This is a genomic window from Micromonospora sp. NPDC023966, assembly GCF_040639095.1.
In the GTDB taxonomy this organism is placed as follows: Bacteria; Actinomycetota; Actinomycetes; order Mycobacteriales; family Micromonosporaceae; genus Micromonospora.
Window position 1 is genome coordinate 1 of record NZ_JBEZZJ010000049.1, and the last position, 23,419, is coordinate 23,419.

Below are 23,419 nucleotides of genomic sequence, written 5' to 3' on the forward strand. Positions count from 1 at the left end.
CATGGGGGTTAGCTCCATTCGGGGGTTGGCGCACACACGCCGACGGGGGTCGGCTGGGGGGTGTGCGCAAGCACCGTCAGGCGCTCAAAAAGTCCAGCGAAGTCTTGGGGGATCATCCAGCGCGCGGGGCAGAGCCTCTTCGCCGCGCCGGGACCATGTACAACGACCGGCAGCCCACCATCATTCCGGGCTCGGCACACCCACCTCGTGGGGCGGGCCGCCACCCTGCCGGGCGGGGCGTCTTCCTCGGCCGTTCACCCGGATACAACGACCCCCGCCCGCCCGCCATTCCGCCGTCAGAGTGCCGCCGACCACCCCCACGAAACGGACACCCCGCCCAGGCCGACACCGCCGGTGGAACGCTATGGAGGTCACCAGGCCCCGGAGACATACATGGCGTTCCACTCACCGCCGTGGAGCGGACGGGAACCGGACATACGTCCCAGATCTTGGTCGTCGTCCTCGGTGCCGCTGGGACACCAATGCGAGGTCGCCCTCCTGGCAACAAAAGCAGGCTGGCCAACCGGGCATACACCCCAGACCTGACGGGCGCGGCCCAGAGCCGGCCAACGGAAGCAGGCTGTCCCACACCAACCGACCGCAGAAGGTTGGCAGGGCCAACCCGCCGCGAAGGGTTGGCAGCGCCGACCCAACCGGTCACCCGACCTGATCCACTCAAGATCGCGGAGCTGGCGGTATTCATGCCGGGCGGACACCGCGGTGTCGGCGGGCTGGAGTGGATCAGGATGGGCGCTCAGCGGTCGTCGGGCTCTTCGGGGGCCCACCAGCCGCCGCGGTACAGGGTGCCCCGAGGCGGCTCGGCCGGGGCGGGACGGGGGCGGCGCGCCCGGCGTACCCGACTGAACACGAACCAGCCGACCGCGCCGACGCAAGCCACGATGACCACGTTCTGCAGCGTCCCGACGTACGCCTCGACGACGTGCCAGTTCTCGCCGAGCAGGTAGCCGGCGAGCACGAAGGCGCTGTTCCAGATGAGACTGCCCAGCGCGGTGAAGAGCAGGAAGACCGGCACCGGCATCCGTTCCACGCCGGCCGGGATGGAGATGAGACTGCGGAAGATCGGAATCATCCGGCCGAAGAACACCGCCTTGACCCCGTGCCGGAGGAACCAGGCCTCGGTGCGGTCGACGTCGTCCAGCTTGACCAGCGGCAGCCGACCGGCCAGGGCGCGCATCCGGTCCCGGCCGAGAGCCGCGCCGACGTAGTAGAGCGCCAGCGCCCCCAGCACCGACCCGAGGGTGGTCCACGCGATCGCCCCGACCACGCTCATCCGGCCCTGGCTGGCGGCGAACCCGGCGAGCGGCAGGATCACCTCGCTCGGGATGGGCGGGAAGAGGATCTCCAGGGCCACCGCGAGACCAGCGCCCGGCCCGCCGAGCCGTTCGACCAGGCCGGTGACCCAGCCGACGGGTCCTTCGCCGGCCGGCTCCGCGGCGCGTGGAGCCGCCACCCGGGGGCCGACGAGGAGCTGTGCGTTTCCGATCATCCGACAACGTTACGAGGCGACGCGGCCGGCGACCACGGAAACCGGGGCACACTACGCTGCGGGGTATGCGTACGCCGGCCTGGGAGGTGGAAGGCCGATGACGGGCAGCGGCTCGGACCGCGGACCGTACGCTGTGGACCGCGAGGCCGTCGGGCTGCGGGCGCTGGTCGAGGAGACCGGCGCGCCGGTGACCACCGGGCGCACGCCGATGACGGCCCTGGTTCCGCTGGCCTCGGGCCGGACCGCCGACGTCTACGCGCTGGACGGCGACCGGGTGCTGCGGCGGTACCGGGCCGGCGGCGACGTGCGCGGAGAGGCCGAGGTGATGCGCCACCTGCACACCGCCGGCTACCCGGTGCCGAGGGTGCACCACGCCGACGGTCGGGATCTGGTGCTCGACCGGGTGCCCGGGCCGACCCTGGTCGACGCCTTCGTGGCAGGTCAGATCGGGCTCCGGGCCGCGGCTCGTCTCCTGGCCGACCTGCACGCCCGGTTGCACGCGCTGCCCGCCCTCCGGTCGACCGATCCGGCGCTCCGCGTACTGCACCTCGACCTGCACCCGCAGAACGTGCTCCTCGCCCCGGCCGGCCCGGTGGTGATCGACTGGACCAACGCCGCGGAGGGGCCGCCCGCGCTCGACCGGGCGATCACCGCGCTGATCCTGGCCGAGGTGGCCGTGGACCGGTCCCTCCCGCTGTCGACGGCGGCGGGCGAGCTGCTGTCCGCATATGTCGCCGAGGCCGGGTCGCTGGGGTCGGTCGCGGGGGCGACCGCGCGGCGGGCCGGGCTCGGGCCGCTCGACGCCGCCCGGCTGCCCGAGGCAGCCGCCCTGGTGGAGGCGGCGGTCGCGGCCTCGGGTGGCGGCCGGTGAGCGGGCGGGTGGCGGGCATCCGGCGCTACCCGGTGAAGTCGCTGCTGGGCGAGGAGCTGGACGAGGTGGCCGTCGACGAGGCCGGGCTGGCCGGGGACCGGCGGCTCGCCCTGCTGCACCGGGAGACCGGGCGGGTGGCGAGCGCCAAGAACCCGTACCGCTGGCGGGCGCTGACCACGCTGCGGGCCAGCGGCGGCGACGGCGGGGTGCGGATCACGCTGCCCGACGGCCGCGTCGTCGCGGCCGGCGACGAGGGGGTGGACGACGTGCTCTCCACGCTGCTCGGCACGCCGGTGACGCTGGTCGACACCCCGCCGCCGGACGCGGTGCTCGAACGGTCCCGCCCGGAGGAGGTGCTCGCCGCGGGGGTAGCGGCCGCGGTGCCGGTGGACGAGGGACGGCTCGGGGCGGCCGCACCCCCGGGTGGCTTCGTCGACTTCGCCCCGGTGCACCTGCTGACCATCGCGACGCTGCGGCGGATCGGGGCGGAGCTGCCCTCGGGCGCGGTGGACCCGGCGCGCTACCGGCCCAACCTGGTGCTGGACACCGCCGGCGCCGGGTTCGAGGAGAACGACTGGCCCGGTCGGGAGCTGCGGATCGGCGCCGAGCTGGTGCTGCGGGTGATCGCCCGCACGCCCCGCTGCGCGGTGCCGACCCTGGCGCACGGCCCGCTCCCCCGCGACCCGGACGCGCTGCGCGTGCCGGCGCGGCTGAACCGGGTGGTGCCGCTGGACGGCATGGCGCCGCAGCCCTGCGTCGGCGCGTACGCGCAGGTGGTTCGCGCCGGCCGGGTGCGGGCGGGCGACCCGGTGCGGCTGGCCTGAGCCGGGCGGCGGCTCAGCCCTCGTCCCGGCCGCCCCCGCGCAGCCCCGCGTACGCGTCGAGCAGGTCCTGGAGGCCGCCGGCCGTGGCCTCGTCGAGCTTGCCGTCGTCGGCCAGGTCGTCGATCCGCGCGCGCAGGTCCTCGACCCGCTTGGCGCGGTCCTTGGGCTTGCCCCGGTCCAGCTCGGCGGCCTTCTCGCGGAGGTCGTTGGCGGTCTTCCGGTCGAGCCGGCCGTCCGCCACGGCCTGGTCGACCACGTCGGCGAACTGACCGGCGAGCTGGCGCAGGGTGACCGGCGCGGGCCGGGTGCTGGCCGGTCCGGAGGTGGCCGGCTCCGACGGCGGGGACGGGGACGGTTCCTCCGCCGGCGTCGTGCCGGTCGACGGGCCGGCGACCGGGCCGGTGCCCGTCGGGTTGTCGGGGTTGCCGTCGAGCAGCAGCGTGCCGACCAGGGCGAGCAGCAGCACCACCCCGACGGCGACCAGCGCCCCGACGAGCCGGTTCGACCGGGCGGCCGGCCGGGCGGGCGGCGGTGGGACCGGGCGGGCGGCCCGCTCGATCAGCGTCGGCGGGTGCTCCGGCCGGGACACCGTGGGCAGGATCGCGGTCGGCGGGTCGGCCGGCTGGCCGGCGCCGAGCCGGGTGGCGAGCTGGGCGGCGGTGGGCCGCCGCGCCGGGTCCACGGCCAGGCAGGCCAGGGTGAGTTCGGCGACGTCGGCGGGCAGCCCGGGGATGCGCAGCGCCGGCACCGGGGGTCGGTGGGCCTGCACGTCGAGCACGTCGTCCCAGGTCTGCACGGGCAGCGGGGCGCGCCCGCTGAGGGTGCGGTAGAGCAGGGCGCCGAGGGCGTACACGTCGCTGGCCGGGTTCGCCGGGCCGGGGGTCATCCGCTCCGGCGCGAAGTATGCCGGGGTGCCCATCAGCAGCTCGCCGGTCTGCCCGGCGAGGGGGTGCCGCGGGCCGGCCAGGGTGGCGATGCCGAAGTCGAGCACCTTCGCGCCGGTCTCGGTGAGCATCACGTTGCCGGGCTTGATGTCGCGGTGCACCACGCCGATCCGGTGCGCGGCGGCGAGGGCGGCGGCGATCTGCCCGGCCAGCCGGACGGCCTCCGGCCAGGCGAGCGGCCCCCCGGTCAGCCGGTCGGCGAGGGTGCGTCCCTCGACCAGTTCCATCACCAGGTAGGGCACCACCGAGCCGTCGGGGAGGGTGGCCTCGCCGTAGTCGTACACCTGGGTCACGTGGGGGTGGGTGAGCCGCGCCGCGGCGCGGGCCTCGCGCTGGATGGTGGCGCGCAGCTGCGGGTCGGCGGCGAGCTGCGTGGCGAGGGCCTTGACCGCGACGGGGCGGTGCAGGACCTCGTCGTCGGCGCGCCACACCTCGGACATCCCGCCGAGCCCGATGCGCTCGCGCAGGACGTACCGATCGTGCAGCCGGAGCGAGGGCGTGAACGGCGACATGGTGGTCCAGTGTGCCTGCCAGGTGGGGCGCCCCACCAACCCGGTGCCCGGTTGCGGGCCGATCGGGCGGTTCCGGGTCGAACGGGGTGCCGTCCGGGTGGCGCCGGCCACCCGGACGGGCCGTCGACCGGGGGTCAGGACTGGCAGGTGGGCATCCGGGCGGGGCGGGGCTCCATCCGGTCGGCGAGGCGGCGCAGCGCCGAGGCGGCGGCCAGCCGCGTGGGCGCCAGCCGGGGCTGCCGGGGCCGGTCGGGGCGGACCGGGGCGTCGGGGCGGACCGGGGCGTCGGGGCGGGCCGAGTTCACGTGCCGGCTCACGGCGTCGACGGCGAGGACGAATCCAGTGGAGTGTTCCATGGTCAACTCCTGGGGACGGGCCCGGTGGAGGTCCGGACGACGAGATCGGTGGGAAGCAGGAGGTGGCCGTCGGCCGGGTCGGCCGGCGGCTCCAGCAGCAGTGCGGCGGCGAGCCGGCCCTTCTCCTCGGCCGGCTGCCGGACGGTGGTCAGCCCCGCGGCGGCGGCCTCGGCGACGTCGTCGAAGCCGGTAACCGAGAGGCCGCGGTGCGGGCCGGCCGCGTCGAGCACCCCGAGGGCGAGCACGTCGGAGCAGGCCAGCACGGCCGTGGGCGGGTCGTCGCCGGCCAGCACCGGGGCGACGGCGGCAGCGCCCGCCGCCCGGCTGTTGCCGGTGGCGTTGAGCACGGTGATCGCCGGCCAGGCGACGCCGACCGCGGCGAACGCGTCGGCGAAGCCGGCGAGCCGGTCGCGGGTCGTGGGGTGGGGCGCGTCGCGCGGATCCGCCAGCCGCAGGGGCCCGGACGGCGCGTCGGGCAGCACGGTGTCGCCGAGCAGGGCCACCCGCCGGTGCCCGAGGCCGGCGACGTGGGCGGCGACGGACCGGGCAGCGGCCCGCTCGTCGATGCCGACGAAGCGGTCCGCCGGGCCGGCGGCGCTGGGGGCGGTGGTGACGAGGGGCAGCCCGCGGTCGCGGATCGCGGCGAGCACGTGCTCCTCGTCGCCGACGCAGTAGACGCAGAAGCCGTCGACCGCGGCGTTCTCGACGGCGGCCCGGGTCCGGTCGCGGTCCCCCGACAGCGGCACCAGCAGCAGGCTGGTGCCGTGCCGCTCGGCGGCCTGGCCGACGCCGGTGAGGAAGCGCACCGCGAACGGGTCGGTGAACGCGTAGGAGAGGTCTGAGGTGAACAGGACGCCGATCGCGCCGACGAAGCCGCGGCGCAGCGAGCGGGCGGTCGGGTCGGGGCCCGGGTAGCCGAGGCGGCGCGCGGCGTCGAGGATCTTCGCCCGCAGCGCCGCGGAGAGCTGGTCGGGCCGGCTGTAGGCGTTGGAGACGGTGCTGCGGGACACGCCCACCGCGTTCGCGACGTCCTGCAGGGTCGGCTTCACCGGTGTGCCCCTCTGTATCGATTCAGAACTGTATCGATACAGAAGTTACTCCGCCCGACGGCGGGCGTCAATGGGATAGCGGTGCGATCAGGCCGGGTAGAGCTCGTCCCGGATCCGGGCCAGCAGCTCGGGGGTGCGCTCCGGCGGCGCGGCCTCACCGCAGAGCCGGTCCATGGCCCCCGCGTAGTGGTCGAGGTCGTCGCGCTTGTCGAGGTAGATCGCGCTGGTCAACTGCTCGATGTAGACGATGTCCGGCAGGTCCTGGTCGCCGAAGCGCAGGATGCTGAAGGCGCCGCTGGCGGCGGCGTGCCCGCCGGCCGCGAACGGGACGATCTGGAGCCGGACGTGCGGCACGGCCGTCGCCTCGATCAGCGCGTCCAACTGCGCGCGCATCACCTCGGGGCCACCGACGGGCCGGCGCAGGGCGGCCTCGTCGAGCACTGCCCAGAGCTGTGGCGGGTCGCTGCGGCGCAGCAGTTCCTGGCGCTCCATCCGCAGGCTCACCCGCCGGTCGACCTCCGCTGGCGGGGCGCCGCGGTGGCCGAGCAGGATCACCGCCCGGGCGTACGCCGGGGTCTGCAACAGGCCCGGGACGAACTGCACCTCGTACGTGCGGATCAGCGCGGCGGCGGCCTCGAGCCCGAGGTAGGACTGGAACCAGCCGGGCAGCACGTCACCGTAGCGATGCCACCAGCCGGGGGTGTTCGCGTCCCGGGCGAGCTTGAGCAGCGCCGCCCGCTCGTCGGGCGCGGTGACGCCGTAGAGGGTGAGCAGGTCCGCGACGTCGCGCTCCTTGAAGCCGACCCGGCCCAGCTCCATCCGGCTGATCTTGGATTCGGAGGCGCGGATCTCCCAGCCGGCGCTCTCCCGGCTAACCCCGGCGCCCTCCCGGAGCCGGCGCAGCTGCGCCCCAAGCAGCATGCGCAGCACGGTGGGGCCGCTGGTCGGGCCTCCCTCGACGGGCACCGTCGTCACCTGGCCGCCCTCCGCACACCGACTGTCCTGACCGGACGCCCCAGCCCGGCCGAGCAGTAAGCATGCCATGGACCGACAGTGACGTGAACTCCTCCGGACGGTGGATGCGCGGTCCCGTCAGCGGGACGGCCGGCGAGCGATCAGGTGGTCGAAGTCGCCGTCCCGGGCGCCGAGCACGAACGCGGCGATCTCGTCGACCGTGTAGATGAGCGCCGGCCCCTCCGGGTGACGGGAGTTGCGCACGGCGATGCCGCCGCCGTCGGGCAGCTCGGCCAGCTCGACGCAGTTGCCGCTGGGGTTGCTGCGCCGGCTCTTCAGCCACCGCACCGGGGGCAGCTCGGTGGTGGGTACGCCGTTCGAGGGCTGCATGGGGGCGTCCTTCGCGGGAAGAGCCAGCCGATGCCGCGGGGAGGGGCGGTGGGTGGCGACGGGGTGCTGTCGACTGTAGACGGAGATGCACGTGCATCTGCTATTGCATCTGCAATGGACAGCGAGCATGATATCGCACGTGCGGTGTACCCGGACGTTCACGCTCGGTTACCCGGACTCCGGTTGCGAGCAGGGGGAACAGGTCCGGCCCGGCGCCGTCCGGCGAGGGCGGGGACTGCGGTGAGGGAGGGCGCGTGCCGGATCCGATGACCGTCGCCTCCGGCATCTCCGCAGCTGGCGCCCTGGTCTCCGCCTGGCAACTGCGCCGCCGGGCGCTGCGCGCCGAGGCCGAGATCGAGCTGCTCCAGGCCGAGCTGGCGGCCGAGCGGCACGCCGCCAGCCACGACCCGCTCACCGGCCTGCCGAACCGCCGCGCCTTCTTCCGGCTGGCCGCCACCCTGCTCACCGACCCCGCCGGCAAGCCGCTGGTGGCGATCGTGCTGGACCTCGACGACTTCAAGCAGGTCAACGACCGCTACGGGCACGCCGCGGGCGACCAGGTGCTGGTCAGCGTGGCGCAGCGGCTGGCCGCGTTCGCCGGGGACAACCTGGTGGCCCGGCTCGGCGGCGACGAGTTCGCCGGCCTGCTGGTCAGCCCGACGGTGGACCGGCGATGGATCGAGCACGCCACCCGCCGGCTCTGCGAGGCGCTCGCCGCGCCGATCCCGCTGGGCGCCCGCAGCATCCGGGTGACCGCCTCGGTGGGGCTCGCCCCGGTGCACGGCCCGACCCAGCTCAGCGACGCGCTGTGCCGCGCCGACGCGGCGATGTACCAGGCGAAGACGGTCGGCGCGGCCCGTGCCGCCCGCCAGCTCGTCGCCGAGTGCTGAGCCGGGCCGACGGTCCAGCCGGCGCCCGTCAGCGCCAGCCGTAGCCGGTACGCAGCGCCTGGCCCACCCGGTCGAACCGGCGCCGGTCCAGCACCGCGCCCTCGCGCCGGATGCTGTCCTCACGCATGGTGAGCACCCGGTCCAGCCGGACCCAGCTCGGCCGCTGGTCCCGGTCCCACTCCCCCGGACCCAGCGCCAGCCAGTGCCGCTGGCCGTCGCGATCGCTCTGGCTGGACAGCATCAGCCCGAACAGCGTGCGGCTCTGCCGGCCGACCACCAGCACCGGGCGGTCCTTGCCCTGACGCGGATCGTCCTCGTAGGGCACCCAGGTCCAGACGATCTCCCCCGGGTCGGCCTGCCCGTCCAGCTCCGGCGCGTACGCCAGCTCGCGCCGCTGCAGCACGGCGACCTGGCGGCGCCGAGCGACCTGGGCCGGGATCGGCCGGGCGGTACGGGTGGGCGCGGCCGCGCCCCCGGCGATCCGGCCGAGCCGGGATGCCACGTTCCTCAACAGACCTGCCACGGCGGGCAGCCTATCCCGGCCCAACGCGGGCGCGAGGCGGGGAGCGCCTTGGTCCGTCACGGGTCAGTTCGGCAACAGCCCCGATCAGACGACCGACGGGAACCAGGGACCTCGGATGCGTTCACCGTCCGCGACTGCCGTCGGTGGGCTCCCGGACGATGTGCGCATGGCCCGCATGCCGGACCGTCTCCGGATCAGGTGCCCTCCGTTCCGCGCACAATCGGGTTGTTCGATGGTGGTGCACGGGTGACCATGGTCGGCATGGTGGGAGATCGGGTGTGAGATCGCCGCTTCAGGGCGGGCTCCCGCCGATCGATGCGGTGGTCGGCACCGTTGTGGAGATCGCCTGTGACGAGTCCGGATTCTCGGGTACCAATCTGCTCCATTCGACCTCTCCGGTGATCACGCACGCCAGTGTCGACCTGGGCGTGGACGAGGCCATCGGGCTCATCACAGCGCTGCGATCCGGCTTCCGGTTCTCGCCGCACGAGTTCAAGTCCGGGCAGTTCCTTCGCGGCCCGGGCGCGGCTGAGGCGCTGGAGTGGTTCCTGGAGGCGCTGAAGGGCCGCGCGTCCGTTCACCTGATCGACAAGGAGTTCTTCCTCGTCACCCGGATCGTCGACCTGCTGCTGACCGAGCCGTCCTACGCGGCCGGTACCCGCCTGACGCAGGATCACCTTCCGGCCGCTCTCGCCCTCTACCGGGCCGGGCGCTCGGCCGGAAGCGACTGGGGTGTCTTCCTGGCAGCCTTCGTCGACCTGGTCCGGATCAAACGGCGGCGTCCGGACCACCGGACCGTGCAGCGGTTCTTCGAGGCCCGGGATGCGCTGGCACGAACCGGCCTGGGCGCACCGGCCGATGCCGTCCTCAACGGGCTCAGCCCGACCCACGTGTGGGCTGTGGTGACCAGGCTCGACATCGACGACCGATCCATCCCGCCACCGCTGGAACCGATGCTGCCGGCGCTGGCGGAGACGGTCCTGTCCTGGAGCGGCGGACAGCGGCAGGTGCTGGTGATCCACGACGAGCAGAGCGCCCTCACGGCCGACCGGTTGACCCGCCTTCAGCAGGCGCTGGCCAACCACGGCGGACCACCGGCGGCGGCCGCCGACAAGGCCGGGGCGTTGCCCGCCGGAGTATCGCCCCTGGCCGGGCTCGTGATGGTCGACTCCCGCGACGATCCACGAGTCCAGGTCGCCGACCTCCTCGCGGGAGTAGCCCGGAGGTCGCCGGCGATCGGGAACGGTGCCCTGCTTCAGCCGCTGCTGTCCCCGACGTCACTGCACGACCCCGCAGGGTGACGCCCGGACTACCCTAGGGCCCCTGCCGAAGACCACGGGAGAACAACCTGACTCCCGAGCTGTCGTTGATCGGTCTTCGGGCGGTCGCCGAGTGCCGCACACTGGCCATGAACCCTCCGGCTGCGTTCCTCGCCGATCCGCCGCAGAGCCCGGCGGTGGCTGCCGCCTACGAGGGCGATCTCACCTCCGACGGCTACGTCAACAACCTCACCCGGGTCTGGTGCTGGCGTCCTGATTTGCTGGCGTCCTTCCAGGCTCTGCGTGCTGATCTCCTGGCCGCTTCAGGCCTGTCGCCGAGGGAGGTGGCCGTGCTGGTAGCCGCCACCGCCGCTGCCCGCGGCGACGCCTACTGCGCGCTGGCATGGGGTGCCCGGCTGGCCGAACTCAGTGACGAGGCGACCGCGGCACGGGTGCTGCGAGGCGTTGACGGTGACCTGTCCGAGCGGGAGAACGCGCTGGCCGCCTGGTCTCGTCGGGTCGTCCAGGATCCGAATGCCACGACCGAGGCCCACGTGGAGCGCTTGCGCCACGCGGGTCTCAATGACCAGGAGATCTTCGAGGCGACGACCCTGGTCGCGTTCCGGCTGGCGTTCTCCACCGTCAACGACGCGCTGGGAGCACGCCCAGATCCGCAGCTCGCCGAGAAGGCGCCTCGGCTCGTCCGCGAGGCCGTCACCTTCGGCCGCCAGGTCCAGGCGCACACATCCCTGGCCCCCACCGACAGCGGCGCCGTGTGACGCTCGCGCCGGCGCCGACAGCGGCATCAGCTGCCCGCTGACCGGCTGAGCCCTCTCGGTCCGGTCAGCACCACCCTCGGCACTCGCTGACGCTCACCGGGCGCGACCGGTCAGGCGGGGCGGCGGGCCAGGACGAGCGTGGTGCGCAGGTCGAGCACCACGGTCCCGCCGAACCCGTCGATCGCCGCGCCGACCGCGGCGAGCACCCGCTCGCGCAGCGCGGGCGGGCGGCGCATCTGCGGCGAGAAGGTGCGGACCAGCCCCAGATAGGCCGCGGTGTCCAGCGGCAGGTCCCGGCGAAAGACCGGCGCCCGGACGTCGGTGAAGAGGCCACTGCCGGCGATGTCGGCGTGGACCCAGTCGTCCGGGCGGTCGCCCTGCTGCTGCGGGTCGGCCGACTCGAACGCCGCCCGGATGGCCGCCCGCTGGGCCGGGTCGACGTAGTCGTAGCGGTGGCCGAAGACGGCCAGGGTGCCGCCGGGACGGAGCGCGTCGTGGGCCCGGCGGTTGCGGGTAGCCGGGTCGAGCCAGTGCCAGGCCATGGCGCAGGCGAGCGCCGGCACGCCGCCGGGCGGCGGGGTCCACTCCTCGAAGGTCGCCGTCACCACCTCGACCTGGGGGAACCGTTCGGCCAGCACCCGGGCCATCCGGTGGTCCGGCTCGACGCAGGTCGTCGGCGCGCCGAGGCCGAGCAGGGTGGCGGTGGCCAGGCCAGTGCCGGCGCCCACCTCGACCAGGCGGTCGGGCGTCCCGCCGTGGTAGGCGCGGATCGCCGCGACGATCTCGGCCGGATAGCCTGGTCGGGCCTCGTGGTAGGCGCCGGCCACCTCACCGAAGAGCTGCGACATGATCGCCATCATCGCAGGGTGGGCCGGGTCGCCGCCGACCCTTCGAGAGGAGTGCCGTGGATCCGGAGCTGCCCGACGATTTGCCGCTGTTCGAGCGAACGGCCGTCCGGCTGGTGGTGCTGGACGCCACCGACCGGGTGCTGCTGTTCCACACCCGCGACCCGGACCATCCCGTGCTGGGCACCTGGTGGGAGCTGCCCGGCGGCGGGCTCGACCCCGGGGAGACCTACCTGGAGGCGGCGGTGCGGGAGTTGCGGGAGGAGGCCGGCATCGTGGTCGCGCCGGCGCAGGTCGGCGCGCCGACCTGGCGGCGGCGGGCCAGCTTCCGGCACCGCCAGCGACGGCACCTCCAGGACGAGGTGGTGGTGCCGGTGCGGCTGCCCGGCCCGGGGCCGGACGTGGACGAGGCGCACCGGCTGGACTACGAGGTCGAGGACTACTTCGGGTTCCGCTGGTGGCCGGTGGCCGACGTGATCGCCGACCGGCCGCGCTGCTATCCGGGGCGGCTGCCGGAGCTGCTGCCGGCGTTCCTGGCCGGGGAGGAGATCGACGAGCCGTTCGAGCTGTGGTCCTGACGGGCGTGCCGGACGGGCCGCCGACCGGCACAGTGGAGCGGTGAACCCTCTCCACGCACCCCTGGCCCACTACGCCGAGCGGCTGCACCGCGCCGCCGGCGACGCCCACCACGTCGCCTCGCCGCTGGGCGCCTGGCTGCTGCTCGCGCTGACCGGCCCGGCGGCCACCGGCGAGGCCCGGGCCACCCTCACCGAGGCGCTCGGCACCGACGCGGACGACGCCGCCGCGGCGGCCCGCGCGCTGCTCGCCGAGCCGCATCCACTGGTCGCCGCGGCCACCGCACTGTGGGAGCGGACCCCCTTCGAGCAGCTGGCCGCCTGGCGGGCCGGCCTGCCGGAGCGCACCGAGCGCGGCCCGCTGCCCGATCAGGCGACGCTGGACGCCTGGGCCCGGGAGCGCACCGGCGGTCTGATCGAGCGGTTCCCCGTCACCGTCACCGCGGACACCCTGCTGATCCTGGCCAGCGCGCTGGCCACGCGCGTGACCTGGGCGGACCCGTTCCAGGTGGCGCCCGCCGGTGAGCTGGGCGCCGGCAGCGCCTGGGCCGGCCGGCTGCGGCGGGTGCTGCGGACGCCGCCGTGGGGGCACCGCTGCTGGGTGGCGGGCACCGACCGGGCCGGCGACGTGGCGGTGCACGCCGTGCCGGCCCGGCCGGCGGACGGCGGGGCCGGGTTGCTGGTCGTCTCGGTGGCCGCCGCGCCGGACGTGCCCGCGGCGGAGGTGCTGGCCGCCGCGCAGGAACTGGCGGCGACCGCCGCCACCGCCCCCGAGGGGGTCGCGCCGGGCCGGCGGTCACTGTTCGAGTTGCCGCTGGGCGAGACGCCGTTGTGGACGCTGCGGGAGGAGCCGACGCGGACGTTCGCCGCCGACGGGCGGGAGGAGCACGCCTCGGCCGTGCTGCCCTGCTGGTCGGCGGAGAGCCGGCACGACCTGACTCCGGCCGGGTTCGGCTTCGACGGGGCGGCGCGGGCGCTGGGTGCGCTGCTCGGCTTGGCGGAGCCGCCGTTCGAGGCGGTGCAGTCGGCGGTGGCCCGGTTCGGACGGTACGGCTTCGAGGCCGCCGCCGTGACCGCGTTCGGCGTCGCGGCCGGGCTGCCGCCGGAGGGTGTCGCCCGGGTCGCGGAGCTGCGGTTCGGGCACCCGTACGCGGTGGTGGCCGTGGCCACCGACGAGGCGGGCGGGCCGTGGCACGGCCTGCTGGTCTACTCGGCGTGGGTGGCCGAGCCGGCGGAACTGCCCGAGGAGGAGGTGGCGGACCCGCCGGAGCAGTGGTAAGCGTGGGGACCTCCGGTTGCCGCCGGAGGCCCCCACCGGCCTAGACCGCGACCTTCTCCCGCTCGGCGGCCCGGGCGGCGAGCCGCCGTTCCCGCTCCTGCGCGCCGATCAGGTCGTCGGGGAGGGAGTCCTCGACCTCCAGGTCGAAGCGGCGCAGCAGGCGGATCGCGAAGCCGCCGAGGGTGATCAGGATCAGGATCACGCCGAAGCAGACGTACGCGAAGCCGATGCCGCGGCCCGGGCCGGTGCCGATCACCGCGCCCACCGACCCGGCCAGCGCCCCGTCCGGGGCGAGCATCGGCTCGAACAGGGCGCTGGCGCCCGGCGCGAGCAGCGCGAACCCGATGGGCAGGGTGGACCAGGCGATGGTCTGGTTGAGGCTGAACACCCGGCCGTGGAAGCGCTGCGGCACCTTGACCTGGACGATGGTCGCGTAGATGGACTGCGCGGTGGTCATCGCCATGGCCAGCCAGCAGAAGCCCACGCAGATCATCGCCAGCGAGGCGTCCAGGCCGATCAGCACGCAGCCGACCGCGGTGCCCAGGTTGCCGATGAGCACGCCAATCATCCGCCGCTTGCGCGGGCCGCCCCAGAGCGACATGAGCACGCCGCCGGCCACCGCGCCGACCGCCTCGGCCAGCGCCACCTGGGCCACCTGGGTCGGGCCGCCGAAGGACAGCACCAGCGGGGTGGCGAGCACCAGCGCGGGGGCGAGGAAGATGTTGCCCAGCGCGAAGTAGCCGAGCATCAGCCGGAAGCCGCGGTGCTGCCACGAGTAGCGCAGGCCGTTGGCGATGGCCACGAGAAGTCGCTCCCGGGGCCGCCAGCCGAGCAGGTCGGGGAAGCGGACCACGGCCAGCGTGAGCACCGCCACCACGTAGCTGGCCACGTCGATGAGCAGGATGCCCTTCAGCTCGATCGCGGCCAGCAGGCCGGCCGCGAAGACCGGCATGAGCAGGGTGGCCACGCCGGTGGAGAGCTGGGTGATGCCCATGGCGTGGCCGAGGTAGCGCTTCGGCACCAGCTGCGGCACCGCCGACTGGAACGCGATCCGCTGGAACGACCCGGCGACGGAGCTGAACGCGACCAGCAGGTAGATGTGCCAGAGCACCAGGTTGTCGGTCCACAGCAGGGTGGCCAGGACCAGCTGGACGGAGCCGGCGACGGAGCTGGCCAGCATCATGATCCGGCGCCGGCTGACCCGGTCCACGACGGCGCCGGCCACCGGGAGCATCAGCACGCCGCAGATCAGCGCGAGCGCCCAGAGCAGGCCGAGATCGGCCACCGAACCGGTCCGGTTGAACAGCCAGATCGGCAGGGCGAACGCGGTCAGCGCAGACCCGGTGCTGGAGACGAGCTGCCCGACGGTGATCGCCAGGAAGCGGGCCATGCTCGGCTTGACCGTGGGGACGGCCGGTTGCTCCGCCGCGCCGACCGCCAGCCGGTCGAGCACCGCCCAGCCGGCGTCCTCGCCCCGGGCCTGTGGGCCGAGGTCGGTGACGTCGCCGGCGACCACCGCCGGGTGCACCCGGGTGACGATCTCGGCGAGTTCCTCGGCGCGGTACTTGAGGAAGAAGTGCCCGGCCTGGTCGAGGACGACCAGCCCGAGGGTGTCGCTGAGGAACTGCCACTCGGCGTACCGCTCGCGGTGGTAGTCGGTGACCGGGTCCTCGGAGCCGACCACCGAGATGATCGGGGCGCGCAGCTTCGTCGCCTGCCGGTCGAGCAGCCGGGTGAAGTACTCCTCGGAGGCGCGGGAGTCGGCCCGCATGTTGCTGATGATCCGGTCGGCCTGCTCCGGGTCCAGCTCGTCGGTGTCCACCCCCATCGACTTCAGCCAGCTGGCGTAGTGCTTGTTGCTGCGCAGCTGTTCGAGGCGGTTGCGGGCGGCCGCGAAGAAGCCCTTGGGTCGGGCGAACGGGAACATCGCGCCGATGTAGACCGCGTCGAGATCCCGCCCGGCCGCCTCGACCTTGCGGGCCACCTCGGCCACGATGGCGCTGCCCACGCCGCAGTGGCCGTAGAGGGCCAGCGGCCCCTCGACCCGTTCCAGGATCTCCTCGGCCACCCGGGTGGTCAGCTCGTCGAAGGGCAGCGCGTCCTCGCTGAGGCCGACGTCGTGGCCGGGGATGGCCAGCGACCACAGCGCGTGCCCGGCCGGCAGCGCGTCCGCGAGGGGCTGGTAGACGATGGCGCTGCCGCCGCCGTACGGGACGCAGACGTAGGTGAGCACCCGCTGGGCGGCCGGGATCGGCTTGGTGAGCTCGTAGAGCAGCCGGCGCGGGCCGGCCTCGGCGGCGTCGCCGGCGATGAACGCGGCCAGGTCGCGGATGGTCCGCTGCTGGAACAGGTCCATGACGCCGACCGCCCGACCGCCCAGCTCCGCCTTGCGGATCTTCGCTACCACCTGGGTGGCGAGCATGGAGTGCCCGCCCAGGTCGAAGAAGTCGTCGTCGATGCCCAGCGTGTCGACGCCGAGCACCTCGGACCAGATGGCGGCGAGCGCCCGCTCGGTGTCGTCGCGCGGCTCGACCAGCGCCACCGACGCCTCGCGGGTGACCACCGGCGCGGGGAGCGCCCTGCGGTCGAGCTTGCCGTTCGGGGTCAGCGGCAGCGCGTCGAGGGTGACGAACGCGGCCGGCACCATGTACTCCGGCAGCGTCTCCTTGAGCGCCGCCTTCACCGCCGCTTGCTCGGCCGGCCCGACCAGGTACGCGGTGAGCCGCTTGTCGCCGGGGCTGTCCTCGCGGACGATCACCGCGGCCTCGGTCACCCCGGGCTGCTCGCGCAGCGCGCTCTCGATCTCGCCCAGCTCGATGCGCAGGCCGCGCAGCTTGACCTGGTGGTCGATCCGGCCGAGGAACTCGATGACGCCGGTCCCGTCCGGCGCGACGACCCAGCGGGCCAGGTCACCGGTGCGATAGAGGCGGGCGCCCGGCTCGCCCGACCAGGGGTCGGGGACGAACTTCTCGGCGGTCAGCGCCGGCCGGCGGTGGTAGCCGCGGGCCAGCCCGACGCCGCCGATGTGCAGCTCCCCGGCGACCCCGACCGGGCAATCGGCGCCCGCCGGGTCGAGCACGTGCAGCCGCAGGTTGGCGATCGGCGCGCCGATCGGCACGCCGGTCACCTCCGCCAGCCGAGCCGGGTCGCAGTGCCAGGCGGTGACGTCGATGGCCGCCTCGGTCGGGCCGTACAGGTTGTGCAGGCCGCACCAGGGCAGCCGGGCGGTGAAGTCGAGCGCGGAGGCCAGCGGCAGCTCCTCGCCGGAGCAGATCACCCGCCGCAGCGCGGTGGCCGCCTCGATGCCCTCCTCGGCGAGGAAGACGGTGAGCATCGACGGCACGAAGTGGGCGGTGGTGATCCGCTCGGCGACCAGCAGGTCGCGCAGGTAGCCGGCGTCCTTGTGGCCGCCGGGCTTCGCGAGCACCAGCCGGGCGCCGGTGCGCAGCGGCCAGAAGAACTCCCAGACCGAGACGTCGAAGCTGGCCGGGGTCTTCTGGAGCACCGCGTCGTCGGCGCCGAGGCCGTACGTCTTCTGCATCCAGTCGAGCCGGTTGACGATGCCCCGGTGGGTGTTCGGCACCCCCTTGGGCCGGCCGGTGGAGCCCGAGGTGTAGATGACGTACGCCAGGTGCTCGGGGCCGGCGGTGGGCGCCGGGTCGGTGGCCGGCTGGTCGGCCCAGACCGTGGCGTCGTCGAGGGCGAGCACGGTGGCCGCGGTGGCCGGCAGCACGTCGCGCAGGTGCTCCTGGACCAGCACCACGGGCGCGTCCGCGTCGGTGACCATGAAGGCGAGCCGGTCCGCCGGGTACTCCGGGTCCAGCGGCAGGTAGGCCCCGCCGGCCTTGAGCACGCCGAGCAGGCCGGCGACCAGCTCGATCGAGCGTTCCGCGCAGACTCCGACCAGGGTCTCCGGGCCGACGCCGGCGGCGCGCAGCCGGTGCGCGATCCGGTTGGCCGCCGCGTTCAGCTCGGCGTAGGTGAGGCTGCGGTCCTCGATGGTGACGGCGACCGCGTCCGGGGTGGCGGCGGCGCGCTCCTCGATCGGCCCGTGCAGCGTCTGGGTACGCGGGAAGTCCGCGGCCGTGTCGTTCCAGCCGGCCAGCAGCTCCCGCTCGTCGGCGGGGAGCAGCGCCAGCCGGGAGACCGGGGTGTCCGGCGCGGCGACGATCGCGGCCAGCAGGGTGGTCCACCGCTGCGCCATCCGCTCGACGGTGTCCCGGGTGAACAGGTCGGTGTTGAAGACCAGCTTGCCCCAGAGCCCGTCGACGGTCTCCACGGCGTGCAGCTCGAAGTCGAACCGGGTGGCCCGCAGCTCCATCGGGGTCCACTCGAAGCTGACCTCGTCGGCGCGGGACACCCCGCTGAACCGGCCCATCTCGTAGTTCTGCAGCACGAACATGGCCTGGAACACCGGGGAGCGGCTGACGTCGCGGGGCAGGCCCAGCTCGTGGACCACCTTGGCGAACGGCACCTCGGCGTGCTCGAAGCCGTCCAGCACGCTGCGCCGGGTGCGCGCCAGCAGCTCGGCGAAGGTGGGGTCGCCGGCCAGCTCGGCGCGGAGCGGCAGCATGTTGATGAACATGCCGACCACGTTCTCCAGCTCGGGCGCGGAGCGGCCGGCCACCGAGGCGCCCACGGCGAAGTCGTCCTGGCCGGAGTGCCGGGCCAGCAGCACCTGGTACGCGGCGAGCAGGGTCATGAACAGCGTGCCGCCGCTCGCCCGGGTGAGCGCGTTGAGCGCCTCGGTGGCCGCCGGGTCGAGCTGGAACTCGACGAAGTCGCCGCGGTAGGTCTGGGTGGCCGGGCGGGGCCGGTCCAGCGGCAGCTCCAGCGGGGTGATCCCGGCGAGCCGCTGCTTCCAGTAGTCGACGTGCGCCCGGGCTCGCGGCCCGTCCAGCTCGGCGGCCTCCCAGACGGCGAAGTCGCCGTACTGGACCGGCAGGGCGGGCGGCTCGCCGCCCCGGTAGAGGGTGATCAGGTCACGCAGCAGCACGTCCACCGACCAGCCGTCGCCGACGATGTGGTGCTGGCCGAGGAAGAGCACGTGGTCGTCGACGTTCATCCGGTCCGGAGCGCCGTCCTGCGGCGCGGAGGCCGGATTGTCGCCGTCGGCGGCCAGCCGGATCAGCAGGACGCGCAGCAGCGGCCCGCGCGCCAGGTCGAACGGCTCGGCGGCGGCCGCGTCGACGAGGGCCTGCGCGGCGGCCTCGTCGGGGGCGTCCACGATGGTCAGTGGCACCTCGACCACGTCCTCCACCACCACGGTGGGGCGGCCGTCGGCGTCGGCCGGGAAGCGGGTGCGCTGCGACTCGTGCCGGGCGGCGAGCGCCGCCAGGGCCGCGCGCAGCGCCTCGACGTCGAGCGGGCCGCGCACCCGCAGCGGCACCGCGATGTGGTACGCCGCCTCGCCCGGGGCGAGCTGGTCCATGAACCAGACCCGCTCCTGGGCGTACGACAGCGGCACCTCGGCGCCGGCGGGCCGGGGGGTGATCCGGGCCGCGGGGGCGGCCTGGCGGGCGCGCAGTCGCTTGGCGATCAGCGCCTGCCGGGCCGCCTCGCGGGCCGGATCCTTCAGGTCGGTCATCAGCTGGTTCCCTCTTCCGCCGCGAGCAGCGCGGCGACCTCGCTGTCGGAGAGCCCGTCGAGCTCGGCGGCGATCCGCTGCTCGATCTGGGCGGCCAGGTCCGCCACCACGGGGCTGCTGAACAACGCCCGCATGGGCAGCTCGACGTCCACCTCGGCGCGGATCCGGGCCATCGCCCGCATACCGCGCAGTGAGTTGCCGCCGAGGGTGAAGAAGTCGTCCAGGGCGCCGACCTTCTCCACCTGGAGGATCTCGGCGTACACTTCGGCGACCAGGGACTCGGCCTCGGTGCGCGGCGCGACGTAGGCGTCCTCGGCCGGGGCGGCGGCCGGGGCGGGCAGCGCGGCCCGGTCCAGCTTGCCGTTCGGCGTCAGCGGCAGCGCGTCGAGCCGGACCAGGGCCGCCGGCACCAGGTGCGCGGGCAGCTCCCGGGCCAGTTCGGCGCGGACCGACTCCTCGTGGGCCGGGCCGACCAGATAGCCGACCAGGGTCGGCTCCCCGGTGTCGGTGCGCACCGCCGCGGCGGCCGCCCGGACGTCCGGGTGGGCCAGCAGGGCGGCCTCGACCTCACCCAGCTCAATCCGCATGCCGCGCACCTTCACCTGGTCGTCCCGGCGGCCCAGGTACTCCAGGGTGCCGTCGGGCCGCCAGCGGGCCAGGTCGCCGGTGGCGTACATCCGCGCGCCGGGCGGGCCGTAGGGGCAGGGCAGGAAGCGCTCGGCGGTGAGGCCGGGGCGGCGGTGGTAGCCGCGGGCGAGCTGCGCGCCCGTGACGTACAGCTCGCCGACCACGCCGGGCGGCACCGGCTGGAGAGCGGCGTCGAGCAGCAGCGCCCGGGTGTTCCAGGTGGGCGTGCCGATCGGCACCGGGCCCGGCGGGACCGGCTCGCCCGGGGCGATCCGGGCGGCCACGCAGCCCACGGTGGCCTCCGTCGGGCCGTACTCGTTGACCACCGCCACGTCAGGGTGGGCGGCCCGCCAGCCGGCGAGCTGCTCGCCGGTGAGCGCCTCGCCGCCGATCACCAGGTCGGCGGTGGGCGACAGCTCGCCGTCGAGCAGCGGCAGGTGGCTCGGGGTGACCTTGAGGAAGGCCGGGCGGCCACCGGCCCGGGCGGCGGCGTCGTCGATCGCGGCGAGCCGCACGGTGCCGCCGGCGGTGAGCGTGCCGAGCAGGCCGGTGACGGTGAGGTCGAAGGAGACCGGCGAGTGCAGCAACGCGGTGCCGGCCAGCCCCGGGTAGGTGTGCCGGGCCCAGGCCAGGTAGGCGCTCACCGCCCGGTGTTCCACCACCACGCCCTTGGGCCGGCCCGTGGAGCCGGAGGTGTGGAGCACGTACGCCGGGTGCTCGGGGCGCAACGGGGCCCGGCGGTCGGCGTCGGTCAGGTCGCCGTCCGGCTGGTCGGCGCCGAGCTCGCCGTCGAGCACCAGCGCCTCGCCGGGCACCAGGGCGGCGGTGTCCGGGGTGGCTACCACGAGGGCCGGCGCGGCGTCCTCCAGCAGGTAGGCGATCCGCGCGGCCGGGTAGCCGGTGTCCACCGGCAGGTACGCGGCGCCGGACTTCAGCACGGCCAGCATCGCCACCACCAGCTCGCAGGAGCGGGGCAGGGCGAGCGCCACCCGGGTCTCCGGGCCGGCGCCGCGGGCCACCAGCAGCCGGGCCAGCCGGTTCGCGGCCGCGTTCAGCTCGGCGTAGGTCAGCGGCACGCCGTCGCAGACCAGCGCGGTGGCCTCCGGGGTGGCCGCGGCCTGCCGCTGCACCTCGTCGACCACGGTGGCCGGCGGCGCCTCCCGTGCCGTGTCGTTCCAGGCGCCCAGCACCAGGTCGCGCTCGTCGTCGGTGAGCAGCGGCAGCGCTGCCACCGGGCGCTCCGGGTCGGCCACGGCGGCGGTGAGCAGCCGGACGTACCGCCGCACCACCGTCTCGGCGGTGGTCCGGTCGAACAGCGCGGTCCGGTAGACCAGCCGGCACTCCCCGGCCGTGATGTCGAACGCCAGGTCGTCCTTGGTGGTGCCCAGCTCGGCCGGGTCGAGGCCGGAGTCCGGGATGTAGTTCAGGGCGGTCTGGAAGATCGGCTGCACCGACGGGTCGCGCTCCGGGTCGACCGCCTCGACGATCTTCTGGAACGGGGTCTGCCCGTGCTCCATGGCGTCGACCAGGCCGTCGCGGACCCGGCCGAGCAGCGCGGTGAAGGTCGGGTCGCCGGAGACGTCGCAGCGCAGCGCCACCGGGTTGACGAACATGCCGATCAGCGGGGCCACCTCGGGGTTCTCGCGGCCCGCGGTGGAGACGCCCACGACCACGTCGGTGTCGCCGGAGATCCGGGACAGCAGCGCCGCGAAGGCGGCCAGCAGCACCATGTACGGCGTGGCCGCCGCGCCGGCCGCCAGCCTGCCGACCCGGTCGAGCAGCCCGTCGGGCAGGTCGAAGCGGACCTCGTCGCCGGCGAAGCCGAGCTGCGCGGGGCGCGGCCGGTCCAGCGGCAGGTTGGTCACCGGCGGCGCGCCGGCCAGGTGACCGGTCCAGAAGGCGAGCTGCCGGTCCAGTTCCGCGCCGGTGAGCTGGTCGCGCTGCCAGACCGCGAAGTCGGCGTACTGGATGGGCAGCTCGGGCACGGCGGGCTCGGCGCCGGCCTGCGCGGCCGCGCTGAACGCGGCGAGTTCGGCGTGGAACAGCACCGCCGAGTGGCTGTCGAAGATGGCGTGGTGCACCACGAAGACCAGCACCCAGGCGTCGTCCAGGCGGACCAGCCGGGCCCGCCACAGCGGCGGCGCGTCCAGCGGGATCGGGGTGCGGGCCAGCTCGGCCCGGATCGCCTCGAACGCGGCCCGCCGCTCGGATCCGGGCAGGTGGCGCAGGTCGGTGGTGGGCAGCGGGGCCGGCTCGTGGGCCCGGACCACCTGCACCAGCGCGCCGTCGTCGACCCGCAGGTGGGTACGGAGCGCCTCGTGCCGGGCCACCACCCGGTTGACGACGTCGGCGGCCACGTCGGCCCCCATGCCGGCCGGGAAGCGCCACGGGATGGACACGTTGAACACCGGTGAGCCGGCGTCGAGCTGGTTGGCGATCCACACCCGCTCCTGGGCGAAGGAGGCCGGGAAGGTCCACTCCTGACTCATGAGTGGGCCTCGCGGACGGAGCGGGGACGCATGTCGGTCCAGACCGTGTCGATGTGGGCCAGGCACTCCTCGCGGGTGCCGGCGAAGCCGGTGTCGTGCCAGCCCGCGGGGAGGTCCCGGTCGGCCGACCAGATCGAGTACTGCTCCTCGTCGTTGCGGACGACCAGGAATCGGGGTTCGGCCATCTCAGTTCGCTCCAGGGGTGTCGGGGGTGTACGGCTCGGCCATCGCCACGGCGATCTTGCGGGGACCGGTGAACGGCTCCCGGCCGTGCGCGGCGGTCATGTTGTCCACCACCAGCACGTCGTCGCGCTGGTAGTCGAAGCGGACCGTGGCCGCCCGGTAGGCGGCACGCAGGTGGTCCATGACGTCGGCGGGGATCTCGCCGCCGTCGCCGTAGTAGGTGTTCGACGGCAGCCCGTCGGCGCCGAACATGGCCAGCAGCCCCTCCTGGTAGTCCTTCGGGAGGGTGCTCACGTGGAAGAAGGTGGCGTGGTTGAACCAGCGCGGGGCGGCCGAGCCGGGCCGGTGGTGCACCGCGTCCCGCACGGCCCGGGTGCGCAGGCCGTCCTTGCCGACCCACTCCACGCTGATCCCGTTGGCCGCCGCGTACGCCTCGACCTCCGCCCGGTTCTCGGTGTTGAACACCTCCTGCCAGCGGGTGCCGAAGTCGCCGTGGAAGTTGCGCACCAGCATCCAGCGCCGCCGGACGAACTCCTCGCGCACCGCGGGGTCGATCAGCTCGTGGACCCGGCGGACGTCGGCGAGCGGGGTGGCGCCCTGGGTCTCGGGCGCCGTGATGCAGTAGAAGAACAGGGTCAGCGGCCAGCGCGCCTGGTACGAGTTCTCGTTGTGCAGGAAGATCTCCTCGTCCGGCGGGTAGTCGGTCGAGGTGTAGACCCGGCCCTTGATGGAGTGCCGGGGCGAGGAACGCTCGGTGTAGGTCAGCGGTTCGCCGGACAGGGCGCGGACCATCCCGTCGAAGCCGTCCACCCCGCCGACGTCGAAGCCGCGGAACAGCAGCCCGCCGTGCTCGACGAGGGTGGCCCGCAGCTCGGTGCGGCGGGCCGCGATCAGGTCGGTCAGGGCCGGGCCGTCGTTCTCGACGACCACCGGCAGCGTGGCGATCGTGTCGCTCATGATGCGGTGTCTCCTTGTT

The 23,419-nt window shown here is 74.6% G+C and carries 19 protein-coding genes; 7 read left to right on the plus strand and 12 right to left on the minus strand.

Annotation, left to right across the window (positions count from 1 at the left end; all coding sequences use genetic code 11):
* Nucleotides 1-754 precede the first annotated feature (754 nt).
* Nucleotides 755-1,507, minus strand: a complete 753-nt coding sequence (locus tag AB0F68_RS33005) for a DedA family protein (RefSeq protein WP_357345413.1) — start codon at nucleotides 1,505-1,507, stop codon at nucleotides 755-757.
* A 97-nt stretch (nucleotides 1,508-1,604) separates the two neighbouring features.
* Between AB0F68_RS33005 and AB0F68_RS33010 the strand changes: the two genes are divergently transcribed.
* Both AB0F68_RS33010 and AB0F68_RS33015 read left to right on the plus strand, forming a co-directional pair.
* A complete protein-coding gene (locus AB0F68_RS33010; RefSeq protein ID WP_357345415.1) occupies nucleotides 1,605-2,378 on the plus strand; it encodes a phosphotransferase in 774 nt (257 codons plus the stop codon).
* The gene (locus tag AB0F68_RS33015) at nucleotides 2,375-3,202 is read left to right on the plus strand and encodes an MOSC domain-containing protein (RefSeq protein ID WP_357345417.1); all 828 of its coding nucleotides are present in this window, start codon (nucleotides 2,375-2,377) and stop codon (nucleotides 3,200-3,202) included. The genes AB0F68_RS33010 and AB0F68_RS33015 overlap by 4 nt, the downstream gene beginning before the upstream one ends.
* Nucleotides 3,203-3,215: 13 nt before the next feature.
* On the opposite strand, the gene AB0F68_RS33020 is transcribed toward AB0F68_RS33015, so the two are convergent.
* From AB0F68_RS33020 to AB0F68_RS33040, 5 genes are all read right to left on the minus strand, one after another.
* Nucleotides 3,216-4,658, minus strand: coding sequence for a serine/threonine-protein kinase (locus tag AB0F68_RS33020; protein WP_357345419.1), 1,443 nt, complete (start codon nucleotides 4,656-4,658; stop codon nucleotides 3,216-3,218).
* A 134-nt stretch (nucleotides 4,659-4,792) separates the two neighbouring features.
* The gene (locus AB0F68_RS33025; RefSeq protein ID WP_357345421.1) at nucleotides 4,793-5,014 is read right to left on the minus strand and encodes a hypothetical protein; all 222 of its coding nucleotides are present in this window, start codon (nucleotides 5,012-5,014) and stop codon (nucleotides 4,793-4,795) included.
* Between the two features lie 2 nt (nucleotides 5,015-5,016).
* Nucleotides 5,017-6,063, minus strand: a complete 1,047-nt coding sequence (locus tag AB0F68_RS33030; protein WP_357345422.1) for a LacI family DNA-binding transcriptional regulator — start codon at nucleotides 6,061-6,063, stop codon at nucleotides 5,017-5,019.
* An 87-nt stretch (nucleotides 6,064-6,150) separates the two neighbouring features.
* A complete protein-coding gene (locus AB0F68_RS33035; RefSeq protein WP_357345424.1) occupies nucleotides 6,151-7,038 on the minus strand; it encodes a helix-turn-helix transcriptional regulator in 888 nt (295 codons plus the stop codon).
* Nucleotides 7,039-7,155: 117 nt separating this feature from the next.
* Nucleotides 7,156-7,407: a DUF397 domain-containing protein gene (locus tag AB0F68_RS33040; RefSeq protein WP_357345426.1), complete on the minus strand. Its 252-nt coding sequence runs from the start codon at nucleotides 7,405-7,407 to the stop codon at nucleotides 7,156-7,158.
* A gap of 254 nt (nucleotides 7,408-7,661) precedes the next feature.
* On the opposite strand from AB0F68_RS33040, the gene AB0F68_RS33045 reads away from it, so the two are divergent.
* Complete coding sequence (locus AB0F68_RS33045) at nucleotides 7,662-8,297, plus strand: GGDEF domain-containing protein (protein ID WP_357345428.1); 636 nt, start codon at nucleotides 7,662-7,664, stop codon at nucleotides 8,295-8,297.
* 28 nt (nucleotides 8,298-8,325) lie between these two features.
* On the opposite strand, the gene AB0F68_RS33050 is transcribed toward AB0F68_RS33045, so the two are convergent.
* Complete coding sequence (locus AB0F68_RS33050; protein WP_357345431.1) at nucleotides 8,326-8,820, minus strand: type II toxin-antitoxin system PemK/MazF family toxin; 495 nt, start codon at nucleotides 8,818-8,820, stop codon at nucleotides 8,326-8,328.
* Between the two features lie 143 nt (nucleotides 8,821-8,963).
* Here AB0F68_RS33050 and AB0F68_RS33055 point away from each other — a divergent pair, with 143 nt between their 5' ends.
* Both AB0F68_RS33055 and AB0F68_RS33060 read left to right on the plus strand, forming a co-directional pair.
* Entirely contained in the window at nucleotides 8,964-10,121 is a 1,158-nt protein-coding gene (locus AB0F68_RS33055) for a hypothetical protein (protein WP_357345433.1), read from the plus strand.
* A gap of 65 nt (nucleotides 10,122-10,186) precedes the next feature.
* Complete coding sequence (locus AB0F68_RS33060; RefSeq protein WP_357345434.1) at nucleotides 10,187-10,858, plus strand: hypothetical protein; 672 nt, start codon at nucleotides 10,187-10,189, stop codon at nucleotides 10,856-10,858.
* 110 nt (nucleotides 10,859-10,968) lie between these two features.
* Here AB0F68_RS33060 and AB0F68_RS33065 read toward each other — a convergent pair whose 3' ends face one another.
* Nucleotides 10,969-11,715 carry a class I SAM-dependent methyltransferase gene (locus tag AB0F68_RS33065; protein WP_357345436.1) on the minus strand — a complete coding sequence of 249 codons (747 nt, stop codon included), beginning with the start codon at nucleotides 11,713-11,715 and terminating at the stop codon, nucleotides 10,969-10,971.
* Nucleotides 11,716-11,762: 47 nt separating this feature from the next.
* Between AB0F68_RS33065 and AB0F68_RS33070 the strand changes: the two genes are divergently transcribed.
* Nucleotides 11,763-12,281, plus strand: a complete 519-nt coding sequence (locus AB0F68_RS33070) for an NUDIX domain-containing protein (protein ID WP_357345438.1) — start codon at nucleotides 11,763-11,765, stop codon at nucleotides 12,279-12,281.
* 40 nt (nucleotides 12,282-12,321) lie between these two features.
* Entirely contained in the window at nucleotides 12,322-13,557 is a 1,236-nt protein-coding gene (locus AB0F68_RS33075; RefSeq protein ID WP_357345440.1) for a hypothetical protein, read from the plus strand.
* Between the two features lie 40 nt (nucleotides 13,558-13,597).
* On the opposite strand, the gene AB0F68_RS33080 is transcribed toward AB0F68_RS33075, so the two are convergent.
* Genes AB0F68_RS33080 through AB0F68_RS33095 form a run of 4 tightly spaced genes read right to left on the minus strand, consistent with a single transcriptional unit; the run spans nucleotide 13,598 to nucleotide 23,400 of the window.
* On the minus strand, nucleotides 13,598-19,144 hold the full coding sequence (locus tag AB0F68_RS33080; RefSeq protein WP_357345442.1) for an amino acid adenylation domain-containing protein: 5,547 nt from the start codon (nucleotides 19,142-19,144) through the stop codon (nucleotides 13,598-13,600).
* The gene (locus tag AB0F68_RS33085; RefSeq protein ID WP_357345444.1) at nucleotides 19,144-22,260 is read right to left on the minus strand and encodes an amino acid adenylation domain-containing protein; all 3,117 of its coding nucleotides are present in this window, start codon (nucleotides 22,258-22,260) and stop codon (nucleotides 19,144-19,146) included. Before AB0F68_RS33085 ends, AB0F68_RS33080 begins: the two co-directional genes overlap by 1 nt.
* Entirely contained in the window at nucleotides 22,257-22,445 is a 189-nt protein-coding gene (locus AB0F68_RS33090) for an MbtH family NRPS accessory protein (protein ID WP_107078253.1), read from the minus strand. Before AB0F68_RS33090 ends, AB0F68_RS33085 begins: the two co-directional genes overlap by 4 nt.
* 1 nt (nucleotide 22,446) lies before the next feature.
* On the minus strand, nucleotides 22,447-23,400 hold the full coding sequence (locus AB0F68_RS33095) for a TauD/TfdA family dioxygenase (RefSeq protein WP_357345447.1): 954 nt from the start codon (nucleotides 23,398-23,400) through the stop codon (nucleotides 22,447-22,449).
* Nucleotides 23,401-23,419 lie beyond the last annotated feature (19 nt).

Excerpts from the sequence above, each read along its gene's own strand:
- AB0F68_RS33020 (WP_357345419.1), bottom strand. The coding sequence starts at position 4,658 with ATGTCGCCGTTCACGCCCTCGCTCCGGCTGCACGATCGGTACGTCCTG.
- AB0F68_RS33010 (WP_357345415.1), top strand. The coding sequence starts at position 1,605 with ATGACGGGCAGCGGCTCGGACCGCGGACCGTACGCTGTGGACCGCGAG.
- AB0F68_RS33085 (WP_357345444.1), bottom strand. The coding sequence starts at position 22,260 with ATGAGTCAGGAGTGGACCTTCCCGGCCTCCTTCGCCCAGGAGCGGGTG.
- AB0F68_RS33005 (WP_357345413.1), bottom strand. The coding sequence starts at position 1,507 with ATGATCGGAAACGCACAGCTCCTCGTCGGCCCCCGGGTGGCGGCTCCA.
- AB0F68_RS33080 (WP_357345442.1), bottom strand. The coding sequence starts at position 19,144 with ATGACCGACCTGAAGGATCCGGCCCGCGAGGCGGCCCGGCAGGCGCTG.
- AB0F68_RS33040 (WP_357345426.1), bottom strand. The coding sequence starts at position 7,407 with ATGCAGCCCTCGAACGGCGTACCCACCACCGAGCTGCCCCCGGTGCGG.
- AB0F68_RS33025 (WP_357345421.1), bottom strand. The coding sequence starts at position 5,014 with ATGGAACACTCCACTGGATTCGTCCTCGCCGTCGACGCCGTGAGCCGG.
- AB0F68_RS33090 (WP_107078253.1), bottom strand. The coding sequence starts at position 22,445 with ATGGCCGAACCCCGATTCCTGGTCGTCCGCAACGACGAGGAGCAGTAC.
- AB0F68_RS33095 (WP_357345447.1), bottom strand. The coding sequence starts at position 23,400 with ATGAGCGACACGATCGCCACGCTGCCGGTGGTCGTCGAGAACGACGGC.
- AB0F68_RS33065 (WP_357345436.1), bottom strand. The coding sequence starts at position 11,715 with ATGGCGATCATGTCGCAGCTCTTCGGTGAGGTGGCCGGCGCCTACCAC.